This window comes from Geminicoccus sp. (assembly GCF_035556675.1).
Lineage (GTDB): Bacteria > Pseudomonadota > Alphaproteobacteria > Geminicoccales > Geminicoccaceae > Geminicoccus.
The window spans coordinates 1-22,989 of sequence record NZ_DATMFZ010000125.1 but is presented as its reverse complement, the minus strand read 5'-3'; the positions used below and the strand labels follow the sequence as shown (position 1 = coordinate 22,989).

Annotated in this window: 21 protein-coding genes; 7 read left to right on the top strand and 14 right to left on the bottom strand. The window is 67.6% G+C overall.

What is annotated here, in order from left to right; genetic code table 11:
• Window positions 1-557: IS630 family transposase (locus VNS22_RS10100; RefSeq protein WP_422653673.1), on the bottom strand; the 557-nt coding region annotated here is incomplete at its 3' end.
• 1,022 nt (window positions 558-1,579) lie between these two features.
• Here VNS22_RS10100 and VNS22_RS10095 point away from each other — a divergent pair.
• The 3 genes from VNS22_RS10095 to VNS22_RS10085 all read left to right on the top strand — a co-directional run bounded on the left by VNS22_RS10095 (window position 1,580) and on the right by VNS22_RS10085 (window position 5,086).
• The gene (locus VNS22_RS10095) at window positions 1,580-2,779 is read left to right on the top strand and encodes an AAA family ATPase (RefSeq protein WP_349261763.1); all 1,200 of its coding nucleotides are present in this window, start codon (window positions 1,580-1,582) and stop codon (window positions 2,777-2,779) included.
• A gap of 50 nt (window positions 2,780-2,829) precedes the next feature.
• Complete coding sequence (locus VNS22_RS10090) at window positions 2,830-3,870, top strand: ParB/RepB/Spo0J family partition protein (protein ID WP_325731992.1); 1,041 nt, start codon at window positions 2,830-2,832, stop codon at window positions 3,868-3,870.
• Between the two features lie 100 nt (window positions 3,871-3,970).
• Entirely contained in the window at window positions 3,971-5,086 is a 1,116-nt protein-coding gene (locus tag VNS22_RS10085) for a replication initiator protein A (RefSeq protein ID WP_325731990.1), read from the top strand.
• A gap of 506 nt (window positions 5,087-5,592) precedes the next feature.
• On the opposite strand, the gene VNS22_RS10080 is transcribed toward VNS22_RS10085, so the two are convergent.
• From VNS22_RS10080 to VNS22_RS10070, 3 genes are read right to left on the bottom strand one after another with little or no spacing between them, the layout of a single operon-like run.
• Window positions 5,593-6,339, bottom strand: coding sequence for a FadR/GntR family transcriptional regulator (locus tag VNS22_RS10080; RefSeq protein ID WP_325731988.1), 747 nt, complete (start codon window positions 6,337-6,339; stop codon window positions 5,593-5,595).
• The gene (locus VNS22_RS10075) at window positions 6,339-7,601 is read right to left on the bottom strand and encodes an acyl-CoA dehydrogenase family protein (protein ID WP_325731986.1); all 1,263 of its coding nucleotides are present in this window, start codon (window positions 7,599-7,601) and stop codon (window positions 6,339-6,341) included. Before VNS22_RS10075 ends, VNS22_RS10080 begins: the two co-directional genes overlap by 1 nt.
• A gap of 17 nt (window positions 7,602-7,618) precedes the next feature.
• Window positions 7,619-8,665: a phosphotransferase family protein gene (locus tag VNS22_RS10070; protein ID WP_325731984.1), complete on the bottom strand. Its 1,047-nt coding sequence runs from the start codon at window positions 8,663-8,665 to the stop codon at window positions 7,619-7,621.
• A 106-nt stretch (window positions 8,666-8,771) separates the two neighbouring features.
• Here VNS22_RS10070 and VNS22_RS10065 point away from each other — a divergent pair, with 106 nt between their 5' ends.
• A complete protein-coding gene (locus tag VNS22_RS10065; protein WP_325731982.1) occupies window positions 8,772-10,394 on the top strand; it encodes a long-chain-fatty-acid--CoA ligase in 1,623 nt (540 codons plus the stop codon).
• Between the two features lie 27 nt (window positions 10,395-10,421).
• Here the strand turns inward: VNS22_RS10065 and VNS22_RS10060 are convergent, their stop codons facing one another.
• From VNS22_RS10060 to VNS22_RS10040, 5 genes are all read right to left on the bottom strand, one after another.
• On the bottom strand, window positions 10,422-11,264 hold the full coding sequence (locus tag VNS22_RS10060; RefSeq protein ID WP_325731980.1) for an AraC family transcriptional regulator: 843 nt from the start codon (window positions 11,262-11,264) through the stop codon (window positions 10,422-10,424).
• Window positions 11,265-11,487: 223 nt separating this feature from the next.
• Window positions 11,488-11,916, bottom strand: coding sequence for a nuclear transport factor 2 family protein (locus VNS22_RS10055; RefSeq protein WP_325731978.1), 429 nt, complete (start codon window positions 11,914-11,916; stop codon window positions 11,488-11,490).
• 90 nt (window positions 11,917-12,006) lie between these two features.
• Window positions 12,007-12,810, bottom strand: coding sequence for an SDR family oxidoreductase (locus tag VNS22_RS10050; protein ID WP_325731976.1), 804 nt, complete (start codon window positions 12,808-12,810; stop codon window positions 12,007-12,009).
• 69 nt (window positions 12,811-12,879) lie between these two features.
• Window positions 12,880-13,281, bottom strand: coding sequence for a heme-binding protein (locus VNS22_RS10045; RefSeq protein WP_325731974.1), 402 nt, complete (start codon window positions 13,279-13,281; stop codon window positions 12,880-12,882).
• Between the two features lie 164 nt (window positions 13,282-13,445).
• Entirely contained in the window at window positions 13,446-13,940 is a 495-nt protein-coding gene (locus VNS22_RS10040; protein WP_325731972.1) for a GNAT family N-acetyltransferase, read from the bottom strand.
• Between the two features lie 149 nt (window positions 13,941-14,089).
• Here VNS22_RS10040 and xsc point away from each other — a divergent pair, with 149 nt between their 5' ends.
• On the top strand, window positions 14,090-15,865 hold the full coding sequence (gene xsc / locus VNS22_RS10035) for a sulfoacetaldehyde acetyltransferase (RefSeq protein ID WP_325731970.1): 1,776 nt from the start codon (window positions 14,090-14,092) through the stop codon (window positions 15,863-15,865).
• Between the two features lie 16 nt (window positions 15,866-15,881).
• Here the strand turns inward: xsc and VNS22_RS10030 are convergent, their stop codons facing one another.
• The 4 genes from VNS22_RS10030 to VNS22_RS10015 form a co-directional block, all read right to left on the bottom strand.
• Window positions 15,882-16,637 (bottom strand): glucose 1-dehydrogenase, encoded by a 756-nt coding sequence (locus VNS22_RS10030; protein ID WP_325731968.1) that lies wholly within the window; start codon window positions 16,635-16,637, stop codon window positions 15,882-15,884.
• Between the two features lie 34 nt (window positions 16,638-16,671).
• Entirely contained in the window at window positions 16,672-17,028 is a 357-nt protein-coding gene (locus tag VNS22_RS10025) for a type II toxin-antitoxin system PemK/MazF family toxin (RefSeq protein WP_325731966.1), read from the bottom strand.
• Entirely contained in the window at window positions 17,015-17,230 is a 216-nt protein-coding gene (locus VNS22_RS10020) for an AbrB/MazE/SpoVT family DNA-binding domain-containing protein (RefSeq protein WP_325731964.1), read from the bottom strand. Before VNS22_RS10020 ends, VNS22_RS10025 begins: the two co-directional genes overlap by 14 nt.
• Before the next feature lie 61 nt (window positions 17,231-17,291).
• Complete coding sequence (locus VNS22_RS10015) at window positions 17,292-18,296, bottom strand: AraC family transcriptional regulator (protein WP_349261762.1); 1,005 nt, start codon at window positions 18,294-18,296, stop codon at window positions 17,292-17,294.
• A gap of 87 nt (window positions 18,297-18,383) precedes the next feature.
• Here VNS22_RS10015 and VNS22_RS10010 point away from each other — a divergent pair, with 87 nt between their 5' ends.
• Window positions 18,384-19,628: an MFS transporter gene (locus VNS22_RS10010; protein WP_325731961.1), complete on the top strand. Its 1,245-nt coding sequence runs from the start codon at window positions 18,384-18,386 to the stop codon at window positions 19,626-19,628.
• Window positions 19,629-19,924: 296 nt separating this feature from the next.
• On the opposite strand, the gene VNS22_RS10005 is transcribed toward VNS22_RS10010, so the two are convergent.
• Complete coding sequence (locus VNS22_RS10005; RefSeq protein ID WP_325731959.1) at window positions 19,925-21,550, bottom strand: NAD(P)/FAD-dependent oxidoreductase; 1,626 nt, start codon at window positions 21,548-21,550, stop codon at window positions 19,925-19,927.
• Between the two features lie 689 nt (window positions 21,551-22,239).
• Between VNS22_RS10005 and VNS22_RS10000 the strand changes: the two genes are divergently transcribed.
• Window positions 22,240-22,989: hypothetical protein (locus VNS22_RS10000; protein WP_325731957.1), on the top strand; the 750-nt coding region annotated here is incomplete at its 3' end.

The window sequence follows — 22,989 nt, the reverse complement described above, 5'->3', positions numbered from 1 at the left end:
GCCTGAATCTGCGGCTTCTCGCCGACGCACAGCACCAGGGCCCGGTCCGGCGGGTTCAGGTAGAGACCAACCACGTCGCGTATCTTCTCCACAAAGGCCGGATCGGTGGAGAGCTTGAACGTCTCCACCCGGTGTGGCCGCAGGCCAAAAGCCCGCCAGATCCGGCTCACCGCCGTCTGGCTCATCCCAGCCCGCCTGGCCATCGACCGCGTGCTCCAGTGCGTCGCATTGGCCGGCATCTCCTCCAGGGTCAACGCGATCAGCCGCTCGACGGCCTGGTCATCGATTTGCCTTGGCGCGCCAGGACGTGGTGCATCGACCAAGCCCTCCAGGCGATGCAGGGCAAAACGCTGCCGCCACAGGGCCACCGTTGGCCGGCTGACCCCAAGCGCCCTGGCCACCCCAAGATTGGTGGCCTCCGGCTCGGCACAGGCCAGCACCACACGGGCGCGCTGTGCCAGCGCCTGTCCCACCTTGCGGCGCCGGATCAGGTTCGCCAGCGCCACCCGTTCCGCCGATGTCAGTTCGAGAGCAAGCGCCTTCGGTCCATGAGCCATGGCAGCCTCCCCTGACGAAGATGCTACCATCGCTCACTTCATCCAAAGTGCAAGTCCATCTCCAACTCACACCTCTAGACGGTATCTGGATATCAGCACGGGCACGTCCTGCCTTGCAGCATTGAGTTCCATGACCGGCGAGGAGCAGGTGGAGGTGAACGGTCGATGGAGCTCGAACCAGCCGCGCGAATTGCTCCCCTGCCCTCCTCGGATGGCAAGGTCCTCGTCTGCCGGGACCAACGCTTCCTGTCGTCACGACAGCCGATCCTGCTGCATCATCCTGTCGCGCTCAAGCAGCCTGAACGTTTCCATCATCGGGTGGCTGGGGCGGGGCAATTTCCAGCCACGCCATCGCGTGATTTCCGGAACCCAGCAACTACAACCAGTGTTGCATGGTGGGCCGCGGAGCCGAACCGGCCGCCATATGTCAATAAAGATAGAAGGTCCCGCCCAAGTGCCTGAATTGCCTCCATTCTTCTATCAATGATTGAATAACGCAATAAATCAAGCTACCAGTGCGTTGGCGACGTCGTCTCGGTTTTTTGGCACGTGGAGGCAAGATGCACAGGCATGTCCCACAGCAGCACCGTGGTCGCCCGACCGGGCTGGGGTGGCTTCTCGTGTCCGTTCTGCCGTGCGCCGGCGTCTGGTACGGACTGGCGCTCATCATCGCCGGCATGGTCGCCCCCCCATCGCCCTGAGCGTGCGGGCAGAATGCCGCCCGGAGCGAAAGCCGTCCGGTACTGGCCATCCTGCTGCGGAACGACCGCGTTCCTGGCGTAATCCCTTGCTGACCATGGGCATTGGTGGCCCCAGAGGCGCAGGTCAGTTGTTGTTCCGGCGCGTCCCCTTCCATGTCTTGTGGCCGGCCGGGCTGCCCGCACTGGACAGCGCAGCGGCCGGCATTCCTGCCACAGATGGCCATCCACCGGCGTCGCGCGCCTGCCCGATCCATTGCCACATTGAACATTCCATGCCACCAGCATGGAGCACTACATTCAATGCGCAGGATCGTGGCCGAAATGAATGCAGTCGGTAACCAGATCGGAGATCTTGCGGAAGCCGGCGAGCGCATGATCGAGCGGCTGAGGCGCAAGGCCTTCCTGCCGGAGAGCCGCAAGAGCCTGAACGTACGGATCGGCATCGCCGAGGCGGCGCAGCTCCTGGGGTGCTCCACCAACCGCATCCGGATGGCCGAGGAGGACGGCCGCCTGCCCCCTCCCCCACCCTCGGAGAATGGCCGCCGCCCCGGCTACAGCATTGAGGAACTGCTCCACATGCGCGAGGTGCTGGGGGCCAGCCCCAGGCGCGCGGAACTGGACCCGCCGGCGATCATCGCGGTGCAGAACTTCAAGGGCGGCGTCGGCAAGTCGACCGTCACCACCCATCTCGCTCACTATCTGGCCGTCCAGGGTTATCGGGTGCTGGTGGTGGACTGCGATTCGCAGGCGACCACGACTACGCTATTCGGGTTCAACCCGCACTTCAACATCACCCGCGACGAGACGCTCTATCCCTATCTCTCGATCGAGCCGACCCAGGCGGACCTGACCTACGCCGTCAAGCGCACGCCCTGGCGCAATGTCGACCTGATCCCGTCCAACCTCGAGCTGTTCGACATCGAGTACGAGCTGGCCGCGTCCGGTGCGGACGGCCAGTCGGTGCTGGCCGCCCGGTTCCGCAAGTTGAAGCAGGGCCTGACCGATCTGGCGCAGGGCTATGACATCGTGCTGCTCGACCCGCCCCCGGCACTCGGCACCATCTCCTTGGCGGTGATGCAGGCGGCCAATGCCCTGCTCATCCCGCTGGCCGCGACGACCCCGGATTTCTGCTCGACCGTGCAGTTCCTGTCGATGATGGACCAGGTGCTGCAGCAATTGGAGGCGGCCGGCATCAGCGTCGACTACAGCTTCGTGCGGCTGATCTGCTCCAAGCTGGACGGCAACGATCCCTCGCATGCGATGGTGCGGGCGATCATGGAGCAGACCTTCGGCCCGGCGCTGCTTCCCGTCCCCATCCTGGAATCGGCGGAGATCAGCCATGCCGCCATGCGGATGATGACGGTCTACGAGCTGGAAAAGCCGATCGGCACGCCCAAGACCCATAAGCGCTGCCGGGCCAACCTCGACGAGGCGCTGGGCCAGGTGGAGCAGCTGGTGCGCCAGGGCTGGGGCCGGATCACGCCGGCCGGTGCCGGGGAGGTGCTTTATGCGACCGCCTGAGGCGCTTCATCCGCCTGGGTTCCCGCAGGCGTCTTCCCGGAGTGTCGCTCATGGCGCGTAAGCAGGCCGACTATCTGGCGGCTCTTCTCGGCAACGACCAGGGTGATACGGAGGGAACCCCCTCCCCTGCCCCGCAGCCGCGCGTGCGGCCGACTACCCTGCTCAGCCGCGAATCAGCCCTGGCCCGGATCCAATCCGGCGAGGTGCGTCAGGTGACCCAGCTATGGCTGGATCCGGCGCGGGTGCGGGTCTGGCCGGGCAATGCCCGGTTCTACGCGCAGCTCACCGAGGAGAACTGTCGCGAGCTGATCGAATCGATCATCGCCGAGGGCGGCCAGAAGGTGCCGGCGGTGGTGCGGCGGATCAGCGACGATCCGGACCACGACTACGAGGTGGTGGCCGGAACCAGGCGGCACTGGTCGATCAGCTGGCTGCGCGCCCATTCCTACCCGCACCTGCAGTTCCTGGCCCAGGTGGCGCAGCTCGACGACGAGGCAGCGTTCCGCCTGGCCGATCTCGAGAACCGCGTGCGCAAGGATGTGTCCGACCTGGAGCGGGCCCGCAACTACGCTGTGGCGCTGCGCACCTATTATGGCGGCCACGTCACCCGGATGGCGGACCGGCTGAACATCTCCAAGGGCTGGCTGTCCAAGACGCTCAAGGTCGCGACCATCCCGGACGCGGTGCTGGCGGCATTCGGCTCGGTCTACGACCTCACGATGAAGCCGGCCTACACGCTGGCGCAGGCACTGGGCAGCGAGCCCGCCGCCAAGGCGATCACCGCCGCGGCCAGGCAGATCGCCCGGGAACAGGCGGCCCGCCGCACGGCTGGCCAGCCCGCCCTGCCCGCTTCGGCCGTCCTGCGCCGGCTGCTGACGGCTCCGGCAACGGACGATGCCGACGTGCAGGCCGACACATTCGTGGTGACGAGCCGGCTCGGCCGCACTGCCTTGTCGATCCAGTCCGCCAACCGCCAGGGCGTGACCATTCGCCTCCATGCCGGCTCAGGCGCCGACGAGGAGGAACTGGTGGCGGGCTTCCGCCAGCTTCTGGCTCGGCTCGACCCGCCGGGGCGGAGGCCGCTGCGCTAGTGTTTCCCCGGGGAAACGCTCCAGCGCTTCAGCCTCGCCCCCTTTTCGACGAGCCGCATGGCTGCCGCATCACCACCATGTTTCCCCGGGGAAACGGCCGATGAAGGACCCAGTCAGGGTACACGTCTCCGAGCAGATCGACCTGTTCCTGCCCTATCTCGCCGACCTGCCGCTGCGCGACCAGCGGGAGATGATGGAGCGGCCGTTCTTCTCCCTGGCCAAGTCCAAGCGGGTCAAGCCGATCGACTACCGCTCGCCCGACGGCAAGCTCTGGGTGCACGTCTCGGCGAACCCGGACTACGGGATGGCCACCATCTGGGACGCCGACATCCTGATCTACTGTGCCAGCCTGCTGGCCGACATGGCGCGCCGCGGCCGCAACGACATCCCGCGCAAGCTCAACCTCATGCCCTACGACCTGCTCCGCGCGATCGGCCGGCCCACCACCGGGCGGGCCTACGAGCTGCTGGGCCAGGCTCTGGACCGGCTGGTCGCGACCACGGTCAAGACCAACATCCGTGCCGAGAACCGGCGCGAGGCCACTTTCTCCTGGCTGGACGGCTGGACCCAGCTGGTCGACGAACGGACCGAGCGCAGCCGCGGCATGACCATCGAGCTGTCCAACTGGTTCTACGAGGGCGTGCTGATGACCGGCGGCGTCCTGTCGATCGACCGGGCCTATTTCGACATCAGCGGCGGACGGGAGCGCTGGCTGTACAAGGTGGCGCGCAAGCATGCGGGCGGGGCAGGCGGGGAGGGTTTTGCCATCTCGCTGCCCACCCTGTTCGAGAAGAGCGGCGCCGAGGGCCTCTACCGGCGCTTCAAGTTCGAGATCGCGAAGATCGTCGAGCGCGACGAGCTCCCGGGCTACGCACTGCAGCTGGAGCACGGGTCCGGCCGGTCGGAGCCATCGCTGCGCATGTGCCGGCGCCAGGAGACGGGGTCACACGCGCCCGCTGGGCAGGCGAGGGCGGGTCGGCCGGGGACGACCCGCAAAGCCGGAGCGAACCCCGCACCCCAAGACGGTGCCGTCACCGAGGCGACACTCGCGCAGCTTCGCGCCGAGTGCCCGGGATGGGACTATGACGTGCTCCATGCCGAATTCCGCGCTTGGATAGATGGCGATCCCGCGCGCATCCCGGCCAACTACCAGTCGGCCTTCATCGGCTTCGTCCGACGCCACCACGCCCGGAACCGGCACATCGTCGCCGGCTAACGGACGGTCGGAGCATCACGCGACTGCGTCGGCGCTGTTCCCGAAGTGTCGGGTCGAGTGACGGCGAGGAGTATGTCTCTGCGACAGGCGGTTCCATGGGCAAAGAGTTTGAACGTCCCTCCGCCATCGACGTCAGAAACTGATTCAATCCCGAACGCATGTTCCTGCCGAAATTCAGGGTTTCGACACTCCGGGAACGGCAGCCGATCCATCGGGAACGCAGCCCCGACACTTCGGGAACGGCTCACCCGATCCATCGGGAACGATCAGGCGACCCATCGGGAACGTAGCGCCGGACAGAAGCCCAGCGTTCTCCGACACTTACGCTCTGTGCAGGACGCCTTAACCATCTAACCTATCTAGATAAACCATCTAACGCCCGAGCTGCGCCAGCGGCCTGTACAGTCTTGCGAACGTTGGTCCAGCCGGTCCCGCCAGGAAAGGCGAGGGCAGGAGACCAAGGTGCCGGTCGGAACCGTCTGGAGCCAACTTCCTCCGCAGGGCAGCTACCAAGCAGGTTGTCCGGCAGCCACTGGCAGGCCATCCAGGTCCAGCTGGTCGAGTTCCCAGGCACGCCTGAGGTCGGTGATATGTTCCGCCATCCAGGCGGCAGCGGCAGCACGGTCGCGCCTGCCGATCGCTGCCACCACCTGCCGGTGTGCCTGGGCCAAGCCGGTACCGGTCTGCGGCAGTTGCGAGCCGATCGCCTGGCAGGCGGGGTAGAGCAGGAACCCGATCGGCTCGCGCGCCAGGATCAGGGCGCGGTTCTGGGTGGCGGCTGCCACCAGGCTGTGGAACTCCATGTCCAGCGCCACCGGCGACTGTCCCGCCGCGATCGCCGCCTCGGTCTGCGCGAGATTGGCTTCCAGGCGCTGGAGCAGGTCGTGCTGATGACGCTCGGCGGCGAGCCCGGCCGCCAGGGGCTCCAGCGCCAGCGCCACTTCCCAGAGCTCGCGGAAGGTGACCTGCTCCAGCAGCATCGCCCGGCTGGCCCTGGACGCCAGCTCGGCCTGGCCCGGCCGGGAGACCAGCAGGCGCTTCCGGCCATCCCGGCGCAGGAGCCCCTGGGCCTCCAATTGCCGGATGCCCTCCCGCACCGTCGAGCGGTTGACGCCGAACCGACCCGCCAGCTCGGTCTCGCTCGGCAGTGCCTCGCCCTGCTTGAGCTGGCCGCTCACGATCAGCCGTTCCAGCGTGCGCGAGACCGCCTGGTAGGCCGGCGCCGGCGTCAGCCGCTCGATCGGCACGTCCATCACCTGCCGTCGGGCCCGGGCGGCGTGAAGTAGGCGGACAGGTCCACCGGCTCCTGCTTCGCCTTGTTCAGCTCGTGGCGCGAGACGACGCGCAGATGGACCTCGTCCGGCCCGTCGATGAAGCGCAGCGCCCGGCCCCAGGTCCACAAGTAGGCCAGCGGCGTGTCGTTGGAGAGGCCCATGGCGCCGAAGATCTGGATCGCCCGGTCCAGCACGGTCGTCTGCAGCCTTGCCGCGACGACCTTGATGGCCGAGACGTCGACCCTGGCCGCCTGGTTGCCGTTCGTGTCCATCAGCCAGGCCGCGCGCAGGCAGAGCAGGCGCGCCTGGTCGATCTCCAGGCGGGACAGCGCGATGGCGTCCTGGTTGTTGGCGAAGTCCGACAGGTGCCGGCCGAACACCTTGCGCTCGCGGGCACGCTGGCACATCAGCTCCAGCGCCAGCTCGCACTGGCCGATCGTGCGCATGCAGTGATGGATCCGCCCGGGACCGAGCCGCGCCTGGGCAATGGCGAAACCGGCGTGTTCCTCGCCCAGCAGGTTGGTCACCGGCACCCGGACGTCCTGGAACAGGACCTCGCAATGTCCTTCAGGGGAGTGGTGGTTCATGATCGGCACGTTGCGCACGACGCGGAAGCCCGGCGCATCCATCGGCACGATCACGAAGGAATGACGCTGATGGCGCGGTGCATCCGGCTCATGGTTGGAGACGCCCATCACCAGCACGAACTTCGCGTTGGGATGGAGCGCTCCGGTGTTGAACCATTTGCGACCGTTGATAACGTAGTGGTCGCCGTCCCGACGGATCCGGGTTTCGAGGTTGGTCGGATCGGAGGAGGCGACGTCCGGCTCGGTGATCGAGACGACCGAGCGGATCTCGCCCCTCAGCAACGGGTCCAGCCAGCATTGCCGCTGCTCCGGCGTGGCGAAGAGGTGCAGGATCTCCATGTTCCCGGTGTCGGGGGCGTTGCAGTTGAAAACTTCCGACGCCCAGGGGATCCGGCCCATGATCTCGGCCAGCGGCGCATATTCGAGATTGGTCAGCCGCGTGCCGGGCTCATCGGGCTTCAGGCCCGGCAGGAACAGGTTCCACAGGCCGTCTGCCCGCGCCCGCTCCTTCAGCGGCTCGATCACCTCCAGAGGGTAGGTGCCGGCCTCGGCCAGCCTGGTCCAGCGCCGATGCTCCGGCAGGACATGGTCGGCCATGAAGACCTGAAGCCGCGTGCGCAGTTCCTCGACCTTGGGCGAGTAGGCGAAATCCATGGGTCTCCTGGCTCCGATCAACTGGCTCTGGCGAGGTCGAGGGCCCGGCCGGCGAAGTTCCCGGCCAGCCGCCCGATCTCGCCGGCATTGCTGCCCGCGGCATTGCCCTGGCGCGCCCGGTCCGCGATGCCGACGAAGATCACGGCGAAGCGGAACAGGGCGAACACGACGTGGAAAGGCTGGAGCTCGCCCGCGGGCTTGGCCTGCAGCTGGTAGCGCTGCACGAACTCGTCGACCGACGGGATGCCCAGAGCCGCATGGTCCAGGCCCAGAATGCCGCCATACTCGTCCGGCGCGGTATGCCAGGTCATGCAGCAGAAGCCGAGATCGGCCAGCGGATGGCCGAGTGTCGACAGCTCCCAGTCGAGAATGCCGATCACCCGTGGCTCACTCGGGTGGAACAGGAGGTTGCCCAGGCGGAAGTCGCCATGCGCGATCGCGACCCGGCCATCATCCGGGGGCAGGTGTCCTTCCAGCCAGGCGACCAGCTCATCGAGGGCCTGAATGTCGTCGGTCGGCGACTCCCGCCACTGGCGCGACCAGCGGGCGAGCTGGCGGGCGAAATAGCTGCCGGGCCGGCTATAGTCGCTGAGGCCCACTTCCTCGGGATCGACCGCATGGAGCCGGGCGAGGGCATCAGCCATGCCCAGATAGATGCCGCGCCGCTCGGGCGACGTCAGGCCGGGCAGGGCACACTGATCGAATACCCGCCCGTCCAGCCGCTCCATCAGGTAGAAGGGCGTGCCCACCACGTCCGGGTCGGCATGGAACAGAAGCGGCCGCGGCACCGGCACGTCGGTCGTGGCCAGCGCGTTCAGGACGCGGTACTCGCGATCCACCGCATGGGCCGATGGCAGGGTGGGCCCGGCCGGGCGCTTGCGCAGGACCAGGCGCTGATCCGGGAAGCTGACGAAATAGGTGGGGTTGGACTGGCCACCGCCGATCCGCTCGACCGACATCGGGCCCTGCACCCCTTCCAGGGCGCCCGACAGGAACCGGCGCAGGCGCAGCGGGTCGAAGTCGAGCGTCCCGGTGATCGTGCCGATCTCGTCCGATCCCGCCATGTCGCCTCCTGCTGCCCCGGCGCCCCTTGACCGGCTGTCGGGTTTGTCCGACAGTCCGACAGAAATGCCGGAGCGTGTCAAGGAACTCCAGGCGAGGGGAGGCGGCATGGTGGGTGACGGACTGGCACCGCGTGGGGCGAACTGGACGGCACTCAGCCCGCTCGATTTCCTCGACCGTTCCGCCGATGTGTACCCCGACAAGGTCGCGGTGGTGCACGATGCCCGGCAGCTGACCTATGCGGAGCTGCGCGGCCGCGCCCGGCGGCTGGCTGGCCTGCTCCGGGAGCTGGGCGTCGGCCATGGCGAGGTCGTGTCGGTGCTGGCACCAAACGTGCCGGAGATGCTGGAGGCCCATTTCGGTGTGCCGCTTGCCGGTGCCGTCCTGAACGCGATCAACACGAGGCTCGATCCGCAGGCGGTGGCAGGAATCCTCGCTCATGCCGAGGCGCGGGTCTTCATCGTCCATGTCAGCTTGCTGCCGGTGGCCGAGGCGGCCCTGGGGCAGGGCAGGGACCGCCCGAAGCTGGTGGCAATCGGTGCCGATCCGGAAGCCTGTGCCCGGCTGGGTGCGATGGACTATGACGAGGCCCTGGCAGGCGCCACGCCCGCCTCCTGGCAAGGGCCGCGGGACGAGTGGGACTCGATCGCACTCAACTACACGTCCGGCACCACCGGCAATCCCAAGGGCGCCCTCTACCATCACCGTGGCGCTTATCTGAACGCGCTCGGCAACGTGATCACCTTCGGCCTGCGCCCGGAATCGGTCTATCTCTGGACCCTGCCGATGTTCCACTGCAACGGCTGGACCTATCCCTGGGCGGTCACGGCCGTGGGTGCCCGGCACATCTGCCTGCCGCAGATCGACCCGGCCCGGATCTTCCAGCTGATCCGGGAGCATCGGGTGACGCATTTGTGTGCGGCGCCGGTGGTACTGACCATGCTGATCCATGCGCCGGAAGCGAAGTCGGCACGTTTCGAGCATGGTCCGGTCGAGGTGGCGACCGGCGGGGCGGCGCCGCCCAGCGCGGTGATCGCTGCCATGGAGCGTATGGGCTTCCGGCTCACCCATCTCTACGGCATGACCGAGTGCTACGGCCCCTCCACCGGCTGCGCTCCGCAGGAAGCCTGGGCGGGATTGCCGCTGGAGGAGCGCGGCCTCCTGATGGCGCGCCAGGGCGTGCGCAACCTGACCATGCAGGCCCAGACCGTGCTCGACACCACGACCGGCCAGCCGGTACCGGCCGACGGCCAGACGCTGGGCGAACTGGCCCTGCGTGGCAACACGGTGATGAAGGGCTATTTCAAGAACCCGGCTGAGACCGACCGGACGCTCGCCGATGGCTGGCTGCACACCGGCGACCTCGCCGTGCTCCACCCGGACGGCTATGTCGAGGTCAAGGACCGCGCCAAGGACATCATCATCTCGGGTGGGGAGAACATCAGCTCGCTCGAGGTCGAGGAAGTGCTCTACCGTCACCCCGCGATCATGGAGGCGGCGGTGGTGGCCAGGCCCGACGAGAAATGGGGTGAGACCCCCTGCGCCTTCGTCACGCTCAAGCCCGAGGCCGGCGAGGTCACGGCCGAGGACGTGATCGGCTTCTGCCGGGCCAATCTCGCCCATTTCAAGTGCCCGCGCACCGTGGTGTTCGGCGCCCTGCCCAAGACCTCGACCGGCAAGATCCAGAAGTTCGAGCTGCGCGAGCGGGCGCGGGCGCGGGCGCTGGGCTAAATCCGTCTTTGCCGCGGCAGCCGGGGGTCAGACCTGCCGGCGATAGGCCGAGGGACTGGTGCCGGTGAAGCGGCGGAACGCGGCCGCAAAGGCGGATGGCGTCTGGTAGCCCACCGCCAGTCCCACATCGATGATCCTGATCCGCGGGTCGCGCAGCATCTCCTGGGCGCGCTCCAGCCGCAGCCGCGTCAGCCAGGCATGCGGTGTGGTGCCGGTCGCATGGCGGAATGCCGTGCAGAAATGGGAGCGGCTCAGCGAGATCAGCTCCGCCAGCTCGTCCAGCCCGACATCCTCGCCCAGCCGCTCGGCCATGTAGCTGGTCACGCGCCGGAGCTGCCAGGCGGGCAGGCCGCTTGCGGATGAGCGTACCGCGGGCTGGCATAAGGACGAGTGGACCCGCATCAGATGGGTGCACAGCAGGTCGAGCGCCTGCTCGGCCAGCAGCCGCTTCGCGCGATCCGGCCGGCCGGCAAGGCGCCCAAGTGCCCGCAGGATGTGCGCACCGATCGCGTCCGGTTCACCGACGCGCGGCAGGAGTTCCACCCGGCGGCCGCGCGTGAGCGGTGCCGCGAAGGCCTGAAGGCGCGCGTCACTGAGCAGCACGTAGGACAGCGACGATCCCTGGTCGATGTCCCAGTAGCCGCCCCAGTCCGCCGGCACCACGGCCACCCTGCCGGGACGGCCCACGCCGGCAAGGCGCAGGTGGCCGCACTGCCAGACCCGGGACGATGGCATCCCGTAATAGACACCGATCGTGTGCACCGGCAGGGCCGGGATCACCTCGTGCATCTCGCGGTGCAGCCACCGGGCCGTGAGCAGGGTGCCGTGCTCCGGGATCTCCGCGGCGGTCGGCAGAGGTCCTGCGATCACGCCGCGACAGATCTCGAAGGCCCGGCGCTGCGGTGACGACCGGAGGTCGCCACCGTCCCGCGCGGGCAGGTCCAATGGAGCATGGCGGTGAGCCGCAGCCATCCCACTCATCGCTGCCCCCGATGAACGCGCCCGCCGGCAGGAAGTCCCGGCTTCGGACCGAAGAGGTTATGCGTCAGAATGGCGCCGCAGGCCAGATATCGGCCGAAGACTGTGATCAGCCCTACGGTCCGGGCTTCACCCGGGCCCACAGATCATCGAAGGCGATGCTGTCGAAGAAGGCCCGCGCCCGGACGATCAGGCCACTCTGCATGTCGAGGAACCAGGCGTAGCTGTTGGCATAGGTCCGCCCGTCCCGTGCGGTTCCGCTGGCGTCGAACAGGACGATCACCGTGTCGCCGTCGGCATAGATGCCCTGGATCGCAGGCTTGAGGCCGACGCTCATGCGGGCGTTGAACGGCCGGATGACCTCGCTCAGGAAGGCCTCCTTGCCGGCATAGCTGCCGGCTGCCGCCGAATTGCCGGTGATGGTCCAGGTCGCGTCCTCGGCCAGCAGCTCGAAGGGGCTGCCGGTCCCGGCACGCCAGGCATCGAAGCTCGCCCGGACGATCGCCTTGTTGCATTCTGCCACGCTTCCGTCAGCCTGAGCCATGCCGAAGCTTCCCATGAGTGAGCCGACCACAAGAAGGGGAGTGAATGTGACCATGCGCACGGTGGTCTGTCTCCTGGCCAGGTGCCGGTTTCAGATCGGGTTCTCCCAGGCGGCCAACTGATGCGCCTTCAGCATGTCCTCGGTGGCCTTGGGCACGACATTGCGGAACCGGCCGCTGTCCGCTGGCACGATCTCGATCATCCGCTCGATCATCTCCTGCGCGTCCATGCGGCCGTCCGGTGCCTGCAGGAACCGATCGAACTCGGCGCGCAGCGCGGCGCGCCTGGTGACGTGCCTGGCATCATCCAGCCAGCGGAACGGTGCGTCGGCCATCGTCTCGTTGTAGCCGGTATAGAAGGCACCGGGATTGATGGTCTGGACCTTGATCCCGAACGGTCGCAGTTCCTGCTGCAATGCCTCCGCGACCGCTTCCAGCGCATGCTTGGTCGAGACGTACACGCCCCAGTTGGCCGGCGTGAACAGGCCGCCCATCGAGGAGGTGAACACGATCTTGGCCGGCTTCTGCGCGTCGATCCACTTGCGCACGAAGCCCTGGGTGAGCTGCAGGGGCAGGAAGACGTTGACCTCGTAGTTCTTGCGCACGAGGTCGAGCGGGATCTCGAACACCGGTCCGGCCTCGCCCATGCCGGCATTGTTCCAGAGCACGTCGATGTCGAAGCCCTGCGCCTGGGCGATGTCGTAAGGATCGGTCAGGTCGAGGCGCTCGACCTGAAAGTTGCGCAGGTCGAGGGCCCCCGCTTCCTCCCGAAGTGGTGTCACCTGTGAGGCGACGTGCACCGTGGCGATGACGGTGTGGCCGTTCCTGGCCATGCCGATGGCGGCGGCCTTGCCGAAGCCCGAGCCGGCGCCGGTGACGAGGATGGTCTTGGACATGGGGCTGGATCCTCTGGAGGATGTGCCGTGGCAATGGTCGCCCTGTGGCGTACGGGATCAGGGGACTGGTCAGGTCCGGCAGGCGGCCGCACCGGCCCGCGCGATCTCCAGATCCTGGGCGATCGCGGCACCGGAGACCCCGACGGCGCCGACCAGCGTGCCGCCCGCGGCGCGGAGCGGGATGCCGCCTGCGTAGGGGGCGAGGCCGTCATTGCTGAGTTCCAGCGCGGGCGCGGCAGCACCCGGCCGGCAATACTCCCAGACGGCCTCGCTTTCGCACCCGAACAGGACGGCGGTGCGCGCCTTGCGCATCGCCACGTCGATGGAGCCGAGCACGGCGCCATCCATCCGGCAGAAGGCCTTCAGGTGGCCGCCGGCATCCAGCACCGCGATGTTCACGGTCACACCCAGTTCCGCCGCCATCGATCTGGACGCGGCGACGACGTCATGAGCCTGGTCGGCGGTGATCATGGTCCTGTCATCCGCAGGCAGTCGGGATGCAGGGAGTTTAAGAACAGTTGCCGATGCGGTGCTGTTCGCAGAGTACGGTGACTATCGTGTTCTTCCGATGACGTGCGGGAAAGCCTTGGACAGCAGGTCCGCAGGACGCGCCGCCAGCACCCATGGCACCGCGGCTAGACGGCAGCATCGTCCTGAAGGGACCGGCCCAGGAACAATGTGCCCGTCACCGGGGTGTCGTAATAGGCCGGGATCGGCCGGAAGCCCATCTGCCGGTAGAGCGCGATGGCGGCTGTCATGTCGGGCAGCGTATCCAGCCGCATCTCGCGGTAGCCAGCAGTTCTGGCAGCCGCGAGCGCGGCCTCGACCAGAGCCCGCCCGAGCCCCAGGCCCCGGCCGTCCGGTGCCACAAACAGCCGCTTCATCTCGCACACCACCGGCGGGTCGAGCGGCCGCACTGCGACGCAGCCAAGCGCCTGGCCGGCTGCGTCGCGGGCGAGCAGCAGGGCGCCCGAAGGCGGCGCGTAGCTGCCAGGCAGTCCCGCCAGCTCTGCGGCGAAGTCCTGGTAGGCGAGGTCGACCGACAGTGAACCGGCATAGGCACGGAACAGGTCGGCGACCATGGCGAGATCGGCGGGCGTGCGAGCAGGGTCGATCGTGGTGGCGGGCATGGGCACCTTGGCTGGACGGCCGGTCGTTCCGGCCCGGTCTGGATCAGGGCCGGCGGTCCGACAACATCGTGATCGACAAGCGCCGCGACTGCCGACAGCTTCGGGTCATCGATGCTCGGTGCAGCCGATCAGGGAGGGGGTTCGCAGCCATGAAGATGACCACCGAAGAAGCCTTCGTCAAAGTCCTGCAGATGCACGGCATCCAGCATGCGTTCGGCATCATCGGCTCGGCGATGATGCCGGTCTCCGACCTGTTCCCCAAGGCTGGCATCACGTTCTGGGATTGCGCGCACGAGAGCAATGCCGGGATCATGTGCGACGGCTACACGCGTGCCAGCGGCAGGATGGGCATGGCGATCGCCCAGAACGGTCCGGGCGTCACCGGCTTCGTGACCGCGGTCAAGACCGCCTACTGGAACCACACCCCGATGCTGCTGGTCACGCCCCAGGCGGCGAACCGGACGATGGGGCAGGGCGGCTTTCAGGAAGTGCCGCAGATGGCGCTGTTCCAGGACATGGTCTGCTACCAGGAGGAGGTGCGCGATCCCACCCGGATCGCCGAGGTGCTGAACCGGGTGATCGAGAAGGCCTGGCGTGGCTCCGCCCCAGCGCAGATCAACGTCCCGCGCGACTTCTGGACCCAGGTAATCGACATCGAGCTGCCGCAGATCGTGCGGCTGGAACGGCCGGCCGGCGGCCGGGAGGCGATCGCAGAAGCGGCGAAGCTCCTGTCGGAGGCACGGTTTCCCGTGATCCTGAACGGTGCGGGCGTGGTAATTGGCGGTGCGATCCCGGAATCGGTGGCACTGGCCGAGCGGCTGGATGCGCCGGTCTGCGCCGGCTACCAGCATAACGACGCTTTCCCCGGCAGCCACCGCCTGGCCGTGGGCCCGCTGGGCTATAACGGCTCCAAGGCCGCCATGGAGCTGATCGCCAAGGCCGACGTGGTGCTGGCGCTCGGCACGAGGCTCAACCCGTTCTCGACCCTGCCGGGCTATGGCATCGACTACTGGCCGAAGCAGGCCAGGATCATCCAGGTCGACATCAATCCCGACCGGATCGGGCTCACCAAGCGGATCACGGTCGGCATCTGCGGCGACGCCAAGCAGGTGGCGCAGGCGATCCTGGATCAGCTCTCGCCCGAGGCGGGTGATGCCGGACGGGCCGAGCGCCAGGCGCTCATCCACCAGACCCGCTCGGCCTGGCTCCAGGAACTCTCCTCGATGGATCACGAGGACGACGATCCCGGCACCAGCTGGAACGCCGACGTGCGCGCCCGCGAGCCGGACCGCATGTCGCCGCGCCAAGCCTGGCGGGCGATTCAGGCGGCGCTGCCGGCAGACGCCATCATCTCCACCGACATCGGCAACAACTGTGCCATCGGCAACGCCTATCCGAACTTCGAACAGGGCCGCAAATATCTGGCACCCGGCCTGTTCGGTCCCTGCGGCTACGGCCTGCCCTCGATCGTCGGCGCCAAGATCGGCTGCCCGGACGTACCGGTGGTGGGCTTCGCCGGCGACGGCGCGTTCGGCATCTCGATGAACGAGATGACCTCGATCGGCCGCGACGGCTGGCCGGCGATCACCATGGTGATCTTCCGCAACTACCAATGGGGCGCCGAGAAGCGCAACACGACGCTCTGGTTCGACAACAACTTCGTCGGTACCGAGCTGAATCCGAAGCTCAGCTATGCCAAGGTCGCCGATGCCTGCGGCCTGAAGGGCGTGCAGGTGCGCAGCCCGGCCGAGCTGACCGAGGCGCTGGGCATGGCCTGTACGGCCCAGATGAAGGGCGAGACGGTCTTCATCGAGGTGATCCTGAACCAGGAGCTGGGCGAGCCGTTCCGCCGCGACGCGATGAAGAAGCCGGTGGCGGTGGCCGGGATCGATCCCGCCGACATGCGCCCGCAGCCGGGCGTCTGAGGCGAGGGGAGGCGGCTCAGAGCGAGCTGACCAGGTGCCCCCCGTCGACCGCGACGACCGACCCGGTCATGAACCGCGAGGCATCGCTGGCCAGCAGGAGGAGCGGCCCGTCCAGGTCCTCCTCCTGGCCCAGGCGGCGCTGCGGGATGCGGGCGATCAGGGCCTTGCCACGCTCGCTCTGAAAGAAATCGCGGTTGATGTCGGTCTCGATATAGCCGGGTGCGAGCGCGTTCACCCGGATCTGGTGGCGGGCCAGCTCCAGCGCCATGGTCTGGGTGAGCTGGATCAGGCCGGCCTTGGATGCGGCATAGGCCGAGAGATGGCCCGCCACGCGCAGGCCCAGGATCGAGGCGATGTTGACGATCGCACCCTCGTGCTTGGCCGCGATCGCCTGGCGGGCGAAGGCGCGCGCCACGAGCCAGGCACCCTTCAGGTTGGTGTCGACGATCCGGTCCCAGTCGGCCTCCTCCATCTCGACGGCAGTGACCGTGGCGGTGACGCCGGAATTGTTGATCAGCACGTCGACTGGCCCGGCTTCCTGAAAGGCCTGATCTACCGACCGCGCATCCGTGACGTCGAGGCCGACCGTGCGGGCCCTGCCGCCTGCTGCCTCGATCCTGTCCGCCGCCTCGGCCAGTGCGTCCTGCCGCCGTGCGGCCAGCACGACCTCGGCGCCCGCCAGGGCCAGCACGCTTGCGAAATGCCGGCCGAGCCCGCCGGATGCACCGGTGACCAGCGCCACCTTGCCGGTCATGTCGAAGCGATCGGCCATGTCGTTCTCCCGTCTTGTGTCGCAGCCTTGATCTTCAATGGGCCGCGTCCAGCAGGCCGGCCAGGATGGAGCGCACCCGCGCGAAGGCCGGCTCCGGCAACCGGCCGACCCGCTCTGCCCGTATGGTTTCGATGGTGGCGATCTTGACCGGCCGGATCACCGAGGCCACCGGAAGGCCCACCGATTCGTGATCCTCGATCAGGATGTCGTCTGCCCAGCCCTGGTTGGCCGCACTGGTGATCATCACCACCCAGAGCAGGCTGCCTTCGGGGCCGATCCCGCCCCGGGAGACGACCAGAGCCGGGCGGTGCTGGCGGCGGTTGCGGTCGATATAGGGGAAGGGGACCCGGACGATGTCGCCCGGTGCCAGGCCCGGCTCAGAACCCGGCATAAGCCTCCTGGTCCGCCTCGCTCTCCCATTCCTTGAACGTGACGAACGGATCCTCGGCCGGGCGCTGCCTGGGCTTGGTGATGATCACCCGGTCCTCCTCGATCTGGTAGACCAGTTCGTCGCCGGTCTTCAGGTCGAGTGCCGCCCGCACCGGCTGGGGGATGGTGGTCTGTGCCTTGCTGGTGATCCTGCTGGTGATCATGGAGCCGCCTCCTGCTGCCTGCTATGTAAGGAAAATCCTTACCAGCGGCAAGTGCGGCCGGTCAGGCCTGCGCGGCAGCCTGCTCCGCCGGTGTCCGCACCATCCCAGGTGGCTGCCCGACCACCCGCTTGAAGGCACGGCTGAAGGCAGCCTGCGAGCCATAGCCCAGCCGGTACGCCGCGGTCTCGATTGGAACGCGGTCGCGGCCGATCCACTGCGCGGCCAGACGCATGCGCAGCTCGGTCAGGTAGCGGACCGGGGTCATGCCGGTCATGGCCAGGAACCGCTCCGCGAACACCGAGCGGGAGCTGCCCATCTCTGCCGCCAGCTCGGCCACCGTCCACCGCCGCCCGGGATCGCGATGCACGGCCGCGATCACCCGGCCGAGCCGCGGGTCGCGCAGGGCCTCGACCCAGCCCGACGCATCGCCGCAGCCGCACTCCACCCAGCCGCGGACGATGAACGCGGCCACCACGTCGGCGAGCCGTGCCAGGATCCCGGCGAATCCGGCCCGCTCGCCCTGGGCCTCGCGTTCCATCGCCTCCAGCATGGGCAGGATCTCCGGGTAGCGCGCGAGCAGCGTGCCCACCGACATCACCTCGGGCATCAGTGCGACGAGCGGGTGCATGCTGCCGAGGTCGAGCTCCATGCTGCCGCTGAAGATCACCGTGTTCTTCGACCGGCACGCCTCGCTGTCGCACCACTGCACGGTGCTGACGGTCCGGCAGAGGCAGTCCTGTGCGAAGCTCGCGATGTCGCGGCTCGGCAGGTCCGGCGCGGACAGGAGGTCGTGCGCACCACCGCGCGGCAGCAGCACGGCAGATCCCGGTGCCAGTGCATGGACCCCGCCGCCGGGGCTGCGCAGCACAGGTTCGCCGCGCACGACGAAATGGAACTGAGCGCGGCCTTCCTCCCGGCCGAAGCTGATGCCGAAGGGGGGCGTCACCTCGATGCGCCGGTACCGCACACCCTGCAGGCGCATGCCCATGAGCAGCTCGCTCACCAGGTCGGGTGCCAGCTGCGGCCGGTGGGGCTGTGCAGCAGTTTCGGACGATCGATCAATCATGCCGGATCTGGTGGCATAGTTCGTACGGAATGTCGATCCTAACCTTTGGCCGGAGTGACACCCCCCGCGTGGGGAGAGGATGACCGGATGAGCAGACAGACCAGCGAGCCCTCAACCATGGCGACACCGGACCAACCGGCCTGGCCAGCCGTGATCTCGATGGCGCTCGGCGTGTTCGGGCTGGTGACCGCCGAGTTTCTGCCGGCGAGCCTGCTGCCGCCGATCGCGCGCGAACTCGGAATCACCGAGGGGGTCGCAGGTCAGGCCGTGACCGCCACCGCGCTGGTGGCGCTGGTCACGAGCCTCCTGATCGCCACTGCGACGCGGCGGTTGGACCGGCGCCTGGTGCTCCTGGCCTTCTCCGTCCTGCTGATCGGCTCGAACCTCCTGGTCGCGTTCGCCGACGGCCTGCCGCTCCTCCTGCTCGGCCGGGTGCTGCTGGGCATCGCACTCGGCGGCTTCTGGACCATGTCGGCTGCGGTCGCGATGCGCCTGGTTCCGCCGGCACTGGTGCCGCGTGCCCTGTCGATGATCTTCAGCGGCGTCTCAGCCGCGACGATCCTGGCGGCACCGGTCGGCAGCTATCTGGGCGACGCACTCGGCTGGCGCAGCGTATTCCTGGTCGCAGCCGCCCTGGCGCTCGTGACGCTCGTCGTGCAGTTCCTGACCCTGCCGAGCATGGCGCCGAGCGGTGCCACCCGCCTGCGCACCCTGGTCGAGGTGCTGCTGCGTCCCGGCGTCGCCGCCGGCATGATCGCGGTGGTCCTGGTGTTCACCGGCCATTTCGCCTTCTTCACCTATCTGCGCCCCTATCTCGAGGCAGCGACCGGTGCGGGCATCGCGGCCGTATCCGGGATCCTGCTGGGCTTCGGCCTCGCCAACTTCGCCGGCACGCTGCTGGCCGGCCTGTTCCTGGAGCGCAGCCTGCGCCTGACCCTGGTATCGATGCCCCTCCTGATGGCCGCGCTCGGCCTGGGCCTCGTCATGCTCGATCCCGCGCCGGTCGCCGCCTTCCTGATGGTGGCGCTGTGGGGCCTGGCCTTTGGCGCGGTACCCGTCGCCTGGTCCACCTGGGTCACCCGCACGGTACCCGACGAGGCGGAAAGCGCCGGCGGCCTGGTCGTCGCGGCGGTCCAGCTGGCCATCGCGCTTGGTGCCGCGGGTGGTGGCGCGATCTTCGACATGAGCGGGGCTGCCGGCGTCTTCGCCGCCGCCAGCTTGGTCCTGCTGCTCGCAACCCTGCTGGTCCTGGGCAAGGTGCGGCTGCGCTCGCCTGATGCCAGTCCTGCCGGCCAGCCGCGAGGCAAGCGGCTGAAGCCGGCCAGTCTCTGATCTTCCCCGTCCCGGGCGATGCCGGCCGGGCGACCAGCAGCCCGCTGGTGTCGCCCATCCGCGATACCACTGCCCGGGCCGGTAGCGGAGGCGTCCTGAGATGCGGCATGAAGTGAGCCCGGCCGTACGAAACGAACCCGGCGCATCACGGGCAGCCCTCGACTGCGCCCGATGCTGCCGGTCCTCGTCATCGTCGTCCTGGATGCGGCAAGCCACCTCTTTGACCATATCGGGCGCAAGCGGATCGCCAGGCCGGAGCGCCGGTCAGCCTCTCGCTGCCCCGTGGGCCGGACGGGTCAGCTTGCCGCATAGCCCATGTTCGACTTCGTTCCCCGGTCGGCCAGGATCTCGCGCGCGGCATTGTAGCCGTTGATGCCGGACACGCCGCCGCCCGGATGAGTCGAGGCGCCGCACAGATAGAGGCCGTGGATCGGCGTGCGATAGTCGGCATGGTGCGGGACCGGGCGCTTGAAGAACAGCTGGTCGGCGCTGAGCTCGCCCTGGAAGATGTGGCCCTGCGGCAGATGGACGATGTTCTCGATGTCCTGGGCGACCAGGAACTGGCCGCCGATGATGTCGCTGGAGAAGCCCGGCGCGAACCGGTCCATCGTGTCCAGCACGGTCTTGCGGAACTTGTCCTTCTCGGTCGCCCAGTCGCCGTTCTTCAGCTCGTAGGGCGCATGGCCGCCGAACAGGTTGACGACATGCTTGCCCTTGGGCGCCAGGGTGTCGTCGACGATGGTCGGCACCACCGGGGTGATGAAGGGGGCCGACGAGTACCAGCCATGCTTGGCGTCGTCATAGGCCCGCTCCAGATAGTCGATGTCCGGGGCGATGTGGACATAGGTGGGATAGGTCCAGTTCCCCAGCGCCCCGTCCTTCAGCACCCGGTCCAGGCAGCTGTATTGCGGTGGCCGCTCGACCGCGAGGTTGGCCTTGAACGCCGTGGAGAAGCTCCGATAGGTCTTGATGTCGCGCACCACGTCCGCGGGCAGGTGCCGCTCGCCCACCAGGTTCAGATAGAGGATCTTGGCGTGGGCGTTGGAGATCACGATCGGCGCCTGGTATTCCCGGCCGTCCTCGGTCAGCACGCCGCGTACCCGCCCGTCCACCACCCGGACCTCCCTGACCGGGCTGTCGGTGAGGATCTTGGCACCATGCTCGGTGGCCGCGGCGGCGATCGAGGCGGAGATGGCGCCCTGGCCGCCCCGGATGAAGCCCCAGCCGCCGGCCCCGGCGTTCTCGCCCATCACATGATGCATGATGACATAGGCGCTGCCGGGCGTCTTGGGCCCGGCGAACGTGCCGATCGAGGCGTAATAGGCCAGCACCGCCTTGATCCGGTCGTCCTCGAACCATTTCGACAGGAAGTCGTAGGCGCTCATGGTGAGCATGTCGTAGACCCGGAAGAACTTGTCGCCGTACTTCCGGTTGCGCTTCGCGAAGCCGAACATCTGCTTGACCGTCTTCCAGTCCCGCTTGGTCGGGTCGAACGGCGTCTCCCAGAGCAGCTTGCGGAAGACGTTGGCGTTCTCGTTCAGGAACCGGTCGAACTCGGCATAGATCGCCGCGTCCTTCTTGTTGAAGCGGGCGAAGCTTTCCTGGGTGCGCTGGACGTTGTCGGAGAAGACGATGTAGTCGCCGTCGTCCAGCGGGGAGAGCATGTCGCTGCACGGCATGATCTGGAGGCCATGGCGCTTGAGTTCCAGGTCCGCCTGGATGCGCGGGTGGAGGATGCTCATTAGGTAGGAGAAGATCGACGCCCGGAAGCCCGGCGCGATCTCCTCGGTCACGGCTGCCCCGCCGAACACCGGGCGGCGCTCCAGGACCAGCGGCTTCAGCCCGGCCTTGGCGAGATAAGCCGCGCAGACCAGCCCGTTGTGTCCGCCACCGATGATGATGGCATCATAGGATTCCGTCACCGTGCCGCTCCTCCATTGCTGCTGCCGTCTTGGCCAGGAAGTGCCCCGCGATCAAGCGGGCCCGGATCGGCCCCGGGTCCGGCCGCAGGATGCTGCCCGGCCGGCTCGCCGGATCAGGGGGGTGACGCGATCGGCCTTCGTCGGGCCGAACCGGAAGCTGATATATGGAAGCGACAGGTTCGGGTCATCCGTACAGGCGCGCTCTGGACCGCCTGCACGAGCCGGGGCCGCGCAACACCTGTTCGATTCGTTCGAATGATCTGGCTATGAACCACGGCCAAAGAGCCCCGGGTTCGTCCACCGACGCTCGCGCAGGGATGCCGGGTGGTGATCGCCCGTGGGATCAGGGCCGGCATGGGTAGCGGTACCCGACGGCGGCACCTCAACTTGACGGCAAGCTGAGCACAGATGTAGATGAAGAAGATGTCATAGTAGTATCTTTAGGGTTTATTCAAGATATGAATAATAGCGTTGCAGGATTACAAAAAATCTTCTGGAAATTTTTGTGATCACAATCTAGACACTCGCGCAGCGACGCCCATCTACCGGGTGGCTCGGCACCTTCCTGCCCCAAGACATGGCTAGACATCGCACCGTCTGCAGACCGCAGACGGTGCGATGTCTCTGCGCGCGGGTCAGCCTCTTCCTGCGGTGCCGTCGGCGTTCCTCATCAATCCATTGAGGTGTCTATGGTTCGCGTTCGAGGCGCGGCAGTTCTTGCCGCGGCTGTGCTGGCTTGCGCCCTGCTTTCTGCTGCCCCTGCCCCGGCTCAGACTGCCGTCGATCTGGGTAGTGCCCCCATCGCCAATACTGGCTGGCGCTACAACCTGGTGGTGATGCGCGCCGCCGGCCAGACCAACGCCTTCAAGGCCGAGCAGTATTTGTCCTACCTGGACAAGTACAAGCTCACCGACGAATGGGTGGTGGCCTATGCCGCCGCGGTCTCGGCGCAGTTCGGCACGCCGCTCGCCACCGGCCCCACCCCCAGCCCGCTGCCCAGCGATCCGACCATCGACCCGATCCTGGGCACTACACCCATCGAGAAGTCCGGCTGGCGCTACCGCCTCACCGTGCTCAAGGAGGAAGGCAAGTACAGCACGGCGAAGCAGACCGAATACGAAAAGTATCGTGACCAAAACAAGGTCACCGACGCCTATGTCGACGCCTACGCCAAGGCGGTGGCGGCGAAGTTCCCCGAGGATGCGGTGACCGCCCCCCCGCCGGCGGCCAAGAAGCCCTATTTCAAGTTCTATCGCGGCTTCCGCTACACCGGCATGCCCTCCTCGTTCGCCAATTGTGGCATCAGCGAGTTCATGCGGATCCTCTACGTGGAGGAGCTGTTCGGCAGCGGCTCCCGTGACGTGCCCAACACGGCGCACCTGCAGAACAAGGTCATCCCCACCCTGCTCAAGGAAGACAAGCAGTACGTGGTGATCGAC

Coding starts and splice junctions, on each gene's coding strand:
- VNS22_RS10095 (WP_349261763.1), top strand. CDS start 1,580: ATGAATGCAGTCGGTAACCAGATCGGAGATCTTGCGGAAGCCGGCGAG.
- VNS22_RS10090 (WP_325731992.1), top strand. CDS start 2,830: ATGGCGCGTAAGCAGGCCGACTATCTGGCGGCTCTTCTCGGCAACGAC.
- VNS22_RS10085 (WP_325731990.1), top strand. CDS start 3,971: ATGAAGGACCCAGTCAGGGTACACGTCTCCGAGCAGATCGACCTGTTC.
- VNS22_RS10080 (WP_325731988.1), bottom strand. CDS start 6,339: ATGGACGTGCCGATCGAGCGGCTGACGCCGGCGCCGGCCTACCAGGCG.
- VNS22_RS10075 (WP_325731986.1), bottom strand. CDS start 7,601: ATGGATTTCGCCTACTCGCCCAAGGTCGAGGAACTGCGCACGCGGCTT.
- VNS22_RS10070 (WP_325731984.1), bottom strand. CDS start 8,665: ATGGCGGGATCGGACGAGATCGGCACGATCACCGGGACGCTCGACTTC.
- VNS22_RS10065 (WP_325731982.1), top strand. CDS start 8,772: ATGGTGGGTGACGGACTGGCACCGCGTGGGGCGAACTGGACGGCACTC.
- VNS22_RS10055 (WP_325731978.1), bottom strand. CDS start 11,916: ATGGCTCAGGCTGACGGAAGCGTGGCAGAATGCAACAAGGCGATCGTC.
- VNS22_RS10050 (WP_325731976.1), bottom strand. CDS start 12,810: ATGTCCAAGACCATCCTCGTCACCGGCGCCGGCTCGGGCTTCGGCAAG.
- VNS22_RS10045 (WP_325731974.1), bottom strand. CDS start 13,281: ATGATCACCGCCGACCAGGCTCATGACGTCGTCGCCGCGTCCAGATCG.
- VNS22_RS10040 (WP_325731972.1), bottom strand. CDS start 13,940: ATGCCCGCCACCACGATCGACCCTGCTCGCACGCCCGCCGATCTCGCC.
- xsc (WP_325731970.1), top strand. CDS start 14,090: ATGAAGATGACCACCGAAGAAGCCTTCGTCAAAGTCCTGCAGATGCAC.
- VNS22_RS10030 (WP_325731968.1), bottom strand. CDS start 16,637: ATGGCCGATCGCTTCGACATGACCGGCAAGGTGGCGCTGGTCACCGGT.
- VNS22_RS10025 (WP_325731966.1), bottom strand. CDS start 17,028: ATGCCGGGTTCTGAGCCGGGCCTGGCACCGGGCGACATCGTCCGGGTC.
- VNS22_RS10020 (WP_325731964.1), bottom strand. CDS start 17,230: ATGATCACCAGCAGGATCACCAGCAAGGCACAGACCACCATCCCCCAG.
- VNS22_RS10015 (WP_349261762.1), bottom strand. CDS start 18,296: ATGATTGATCGATCGTCCGAAACTGCTGCACAGCCCCACCGGCCGCAG.
- VNS22_RS10010 (WP_325731961.1), top strand. CDS start 18,384: ATGAGCAGACAGACCAGCGAGCCCTCAACCATGGCGACACCGGACCAA.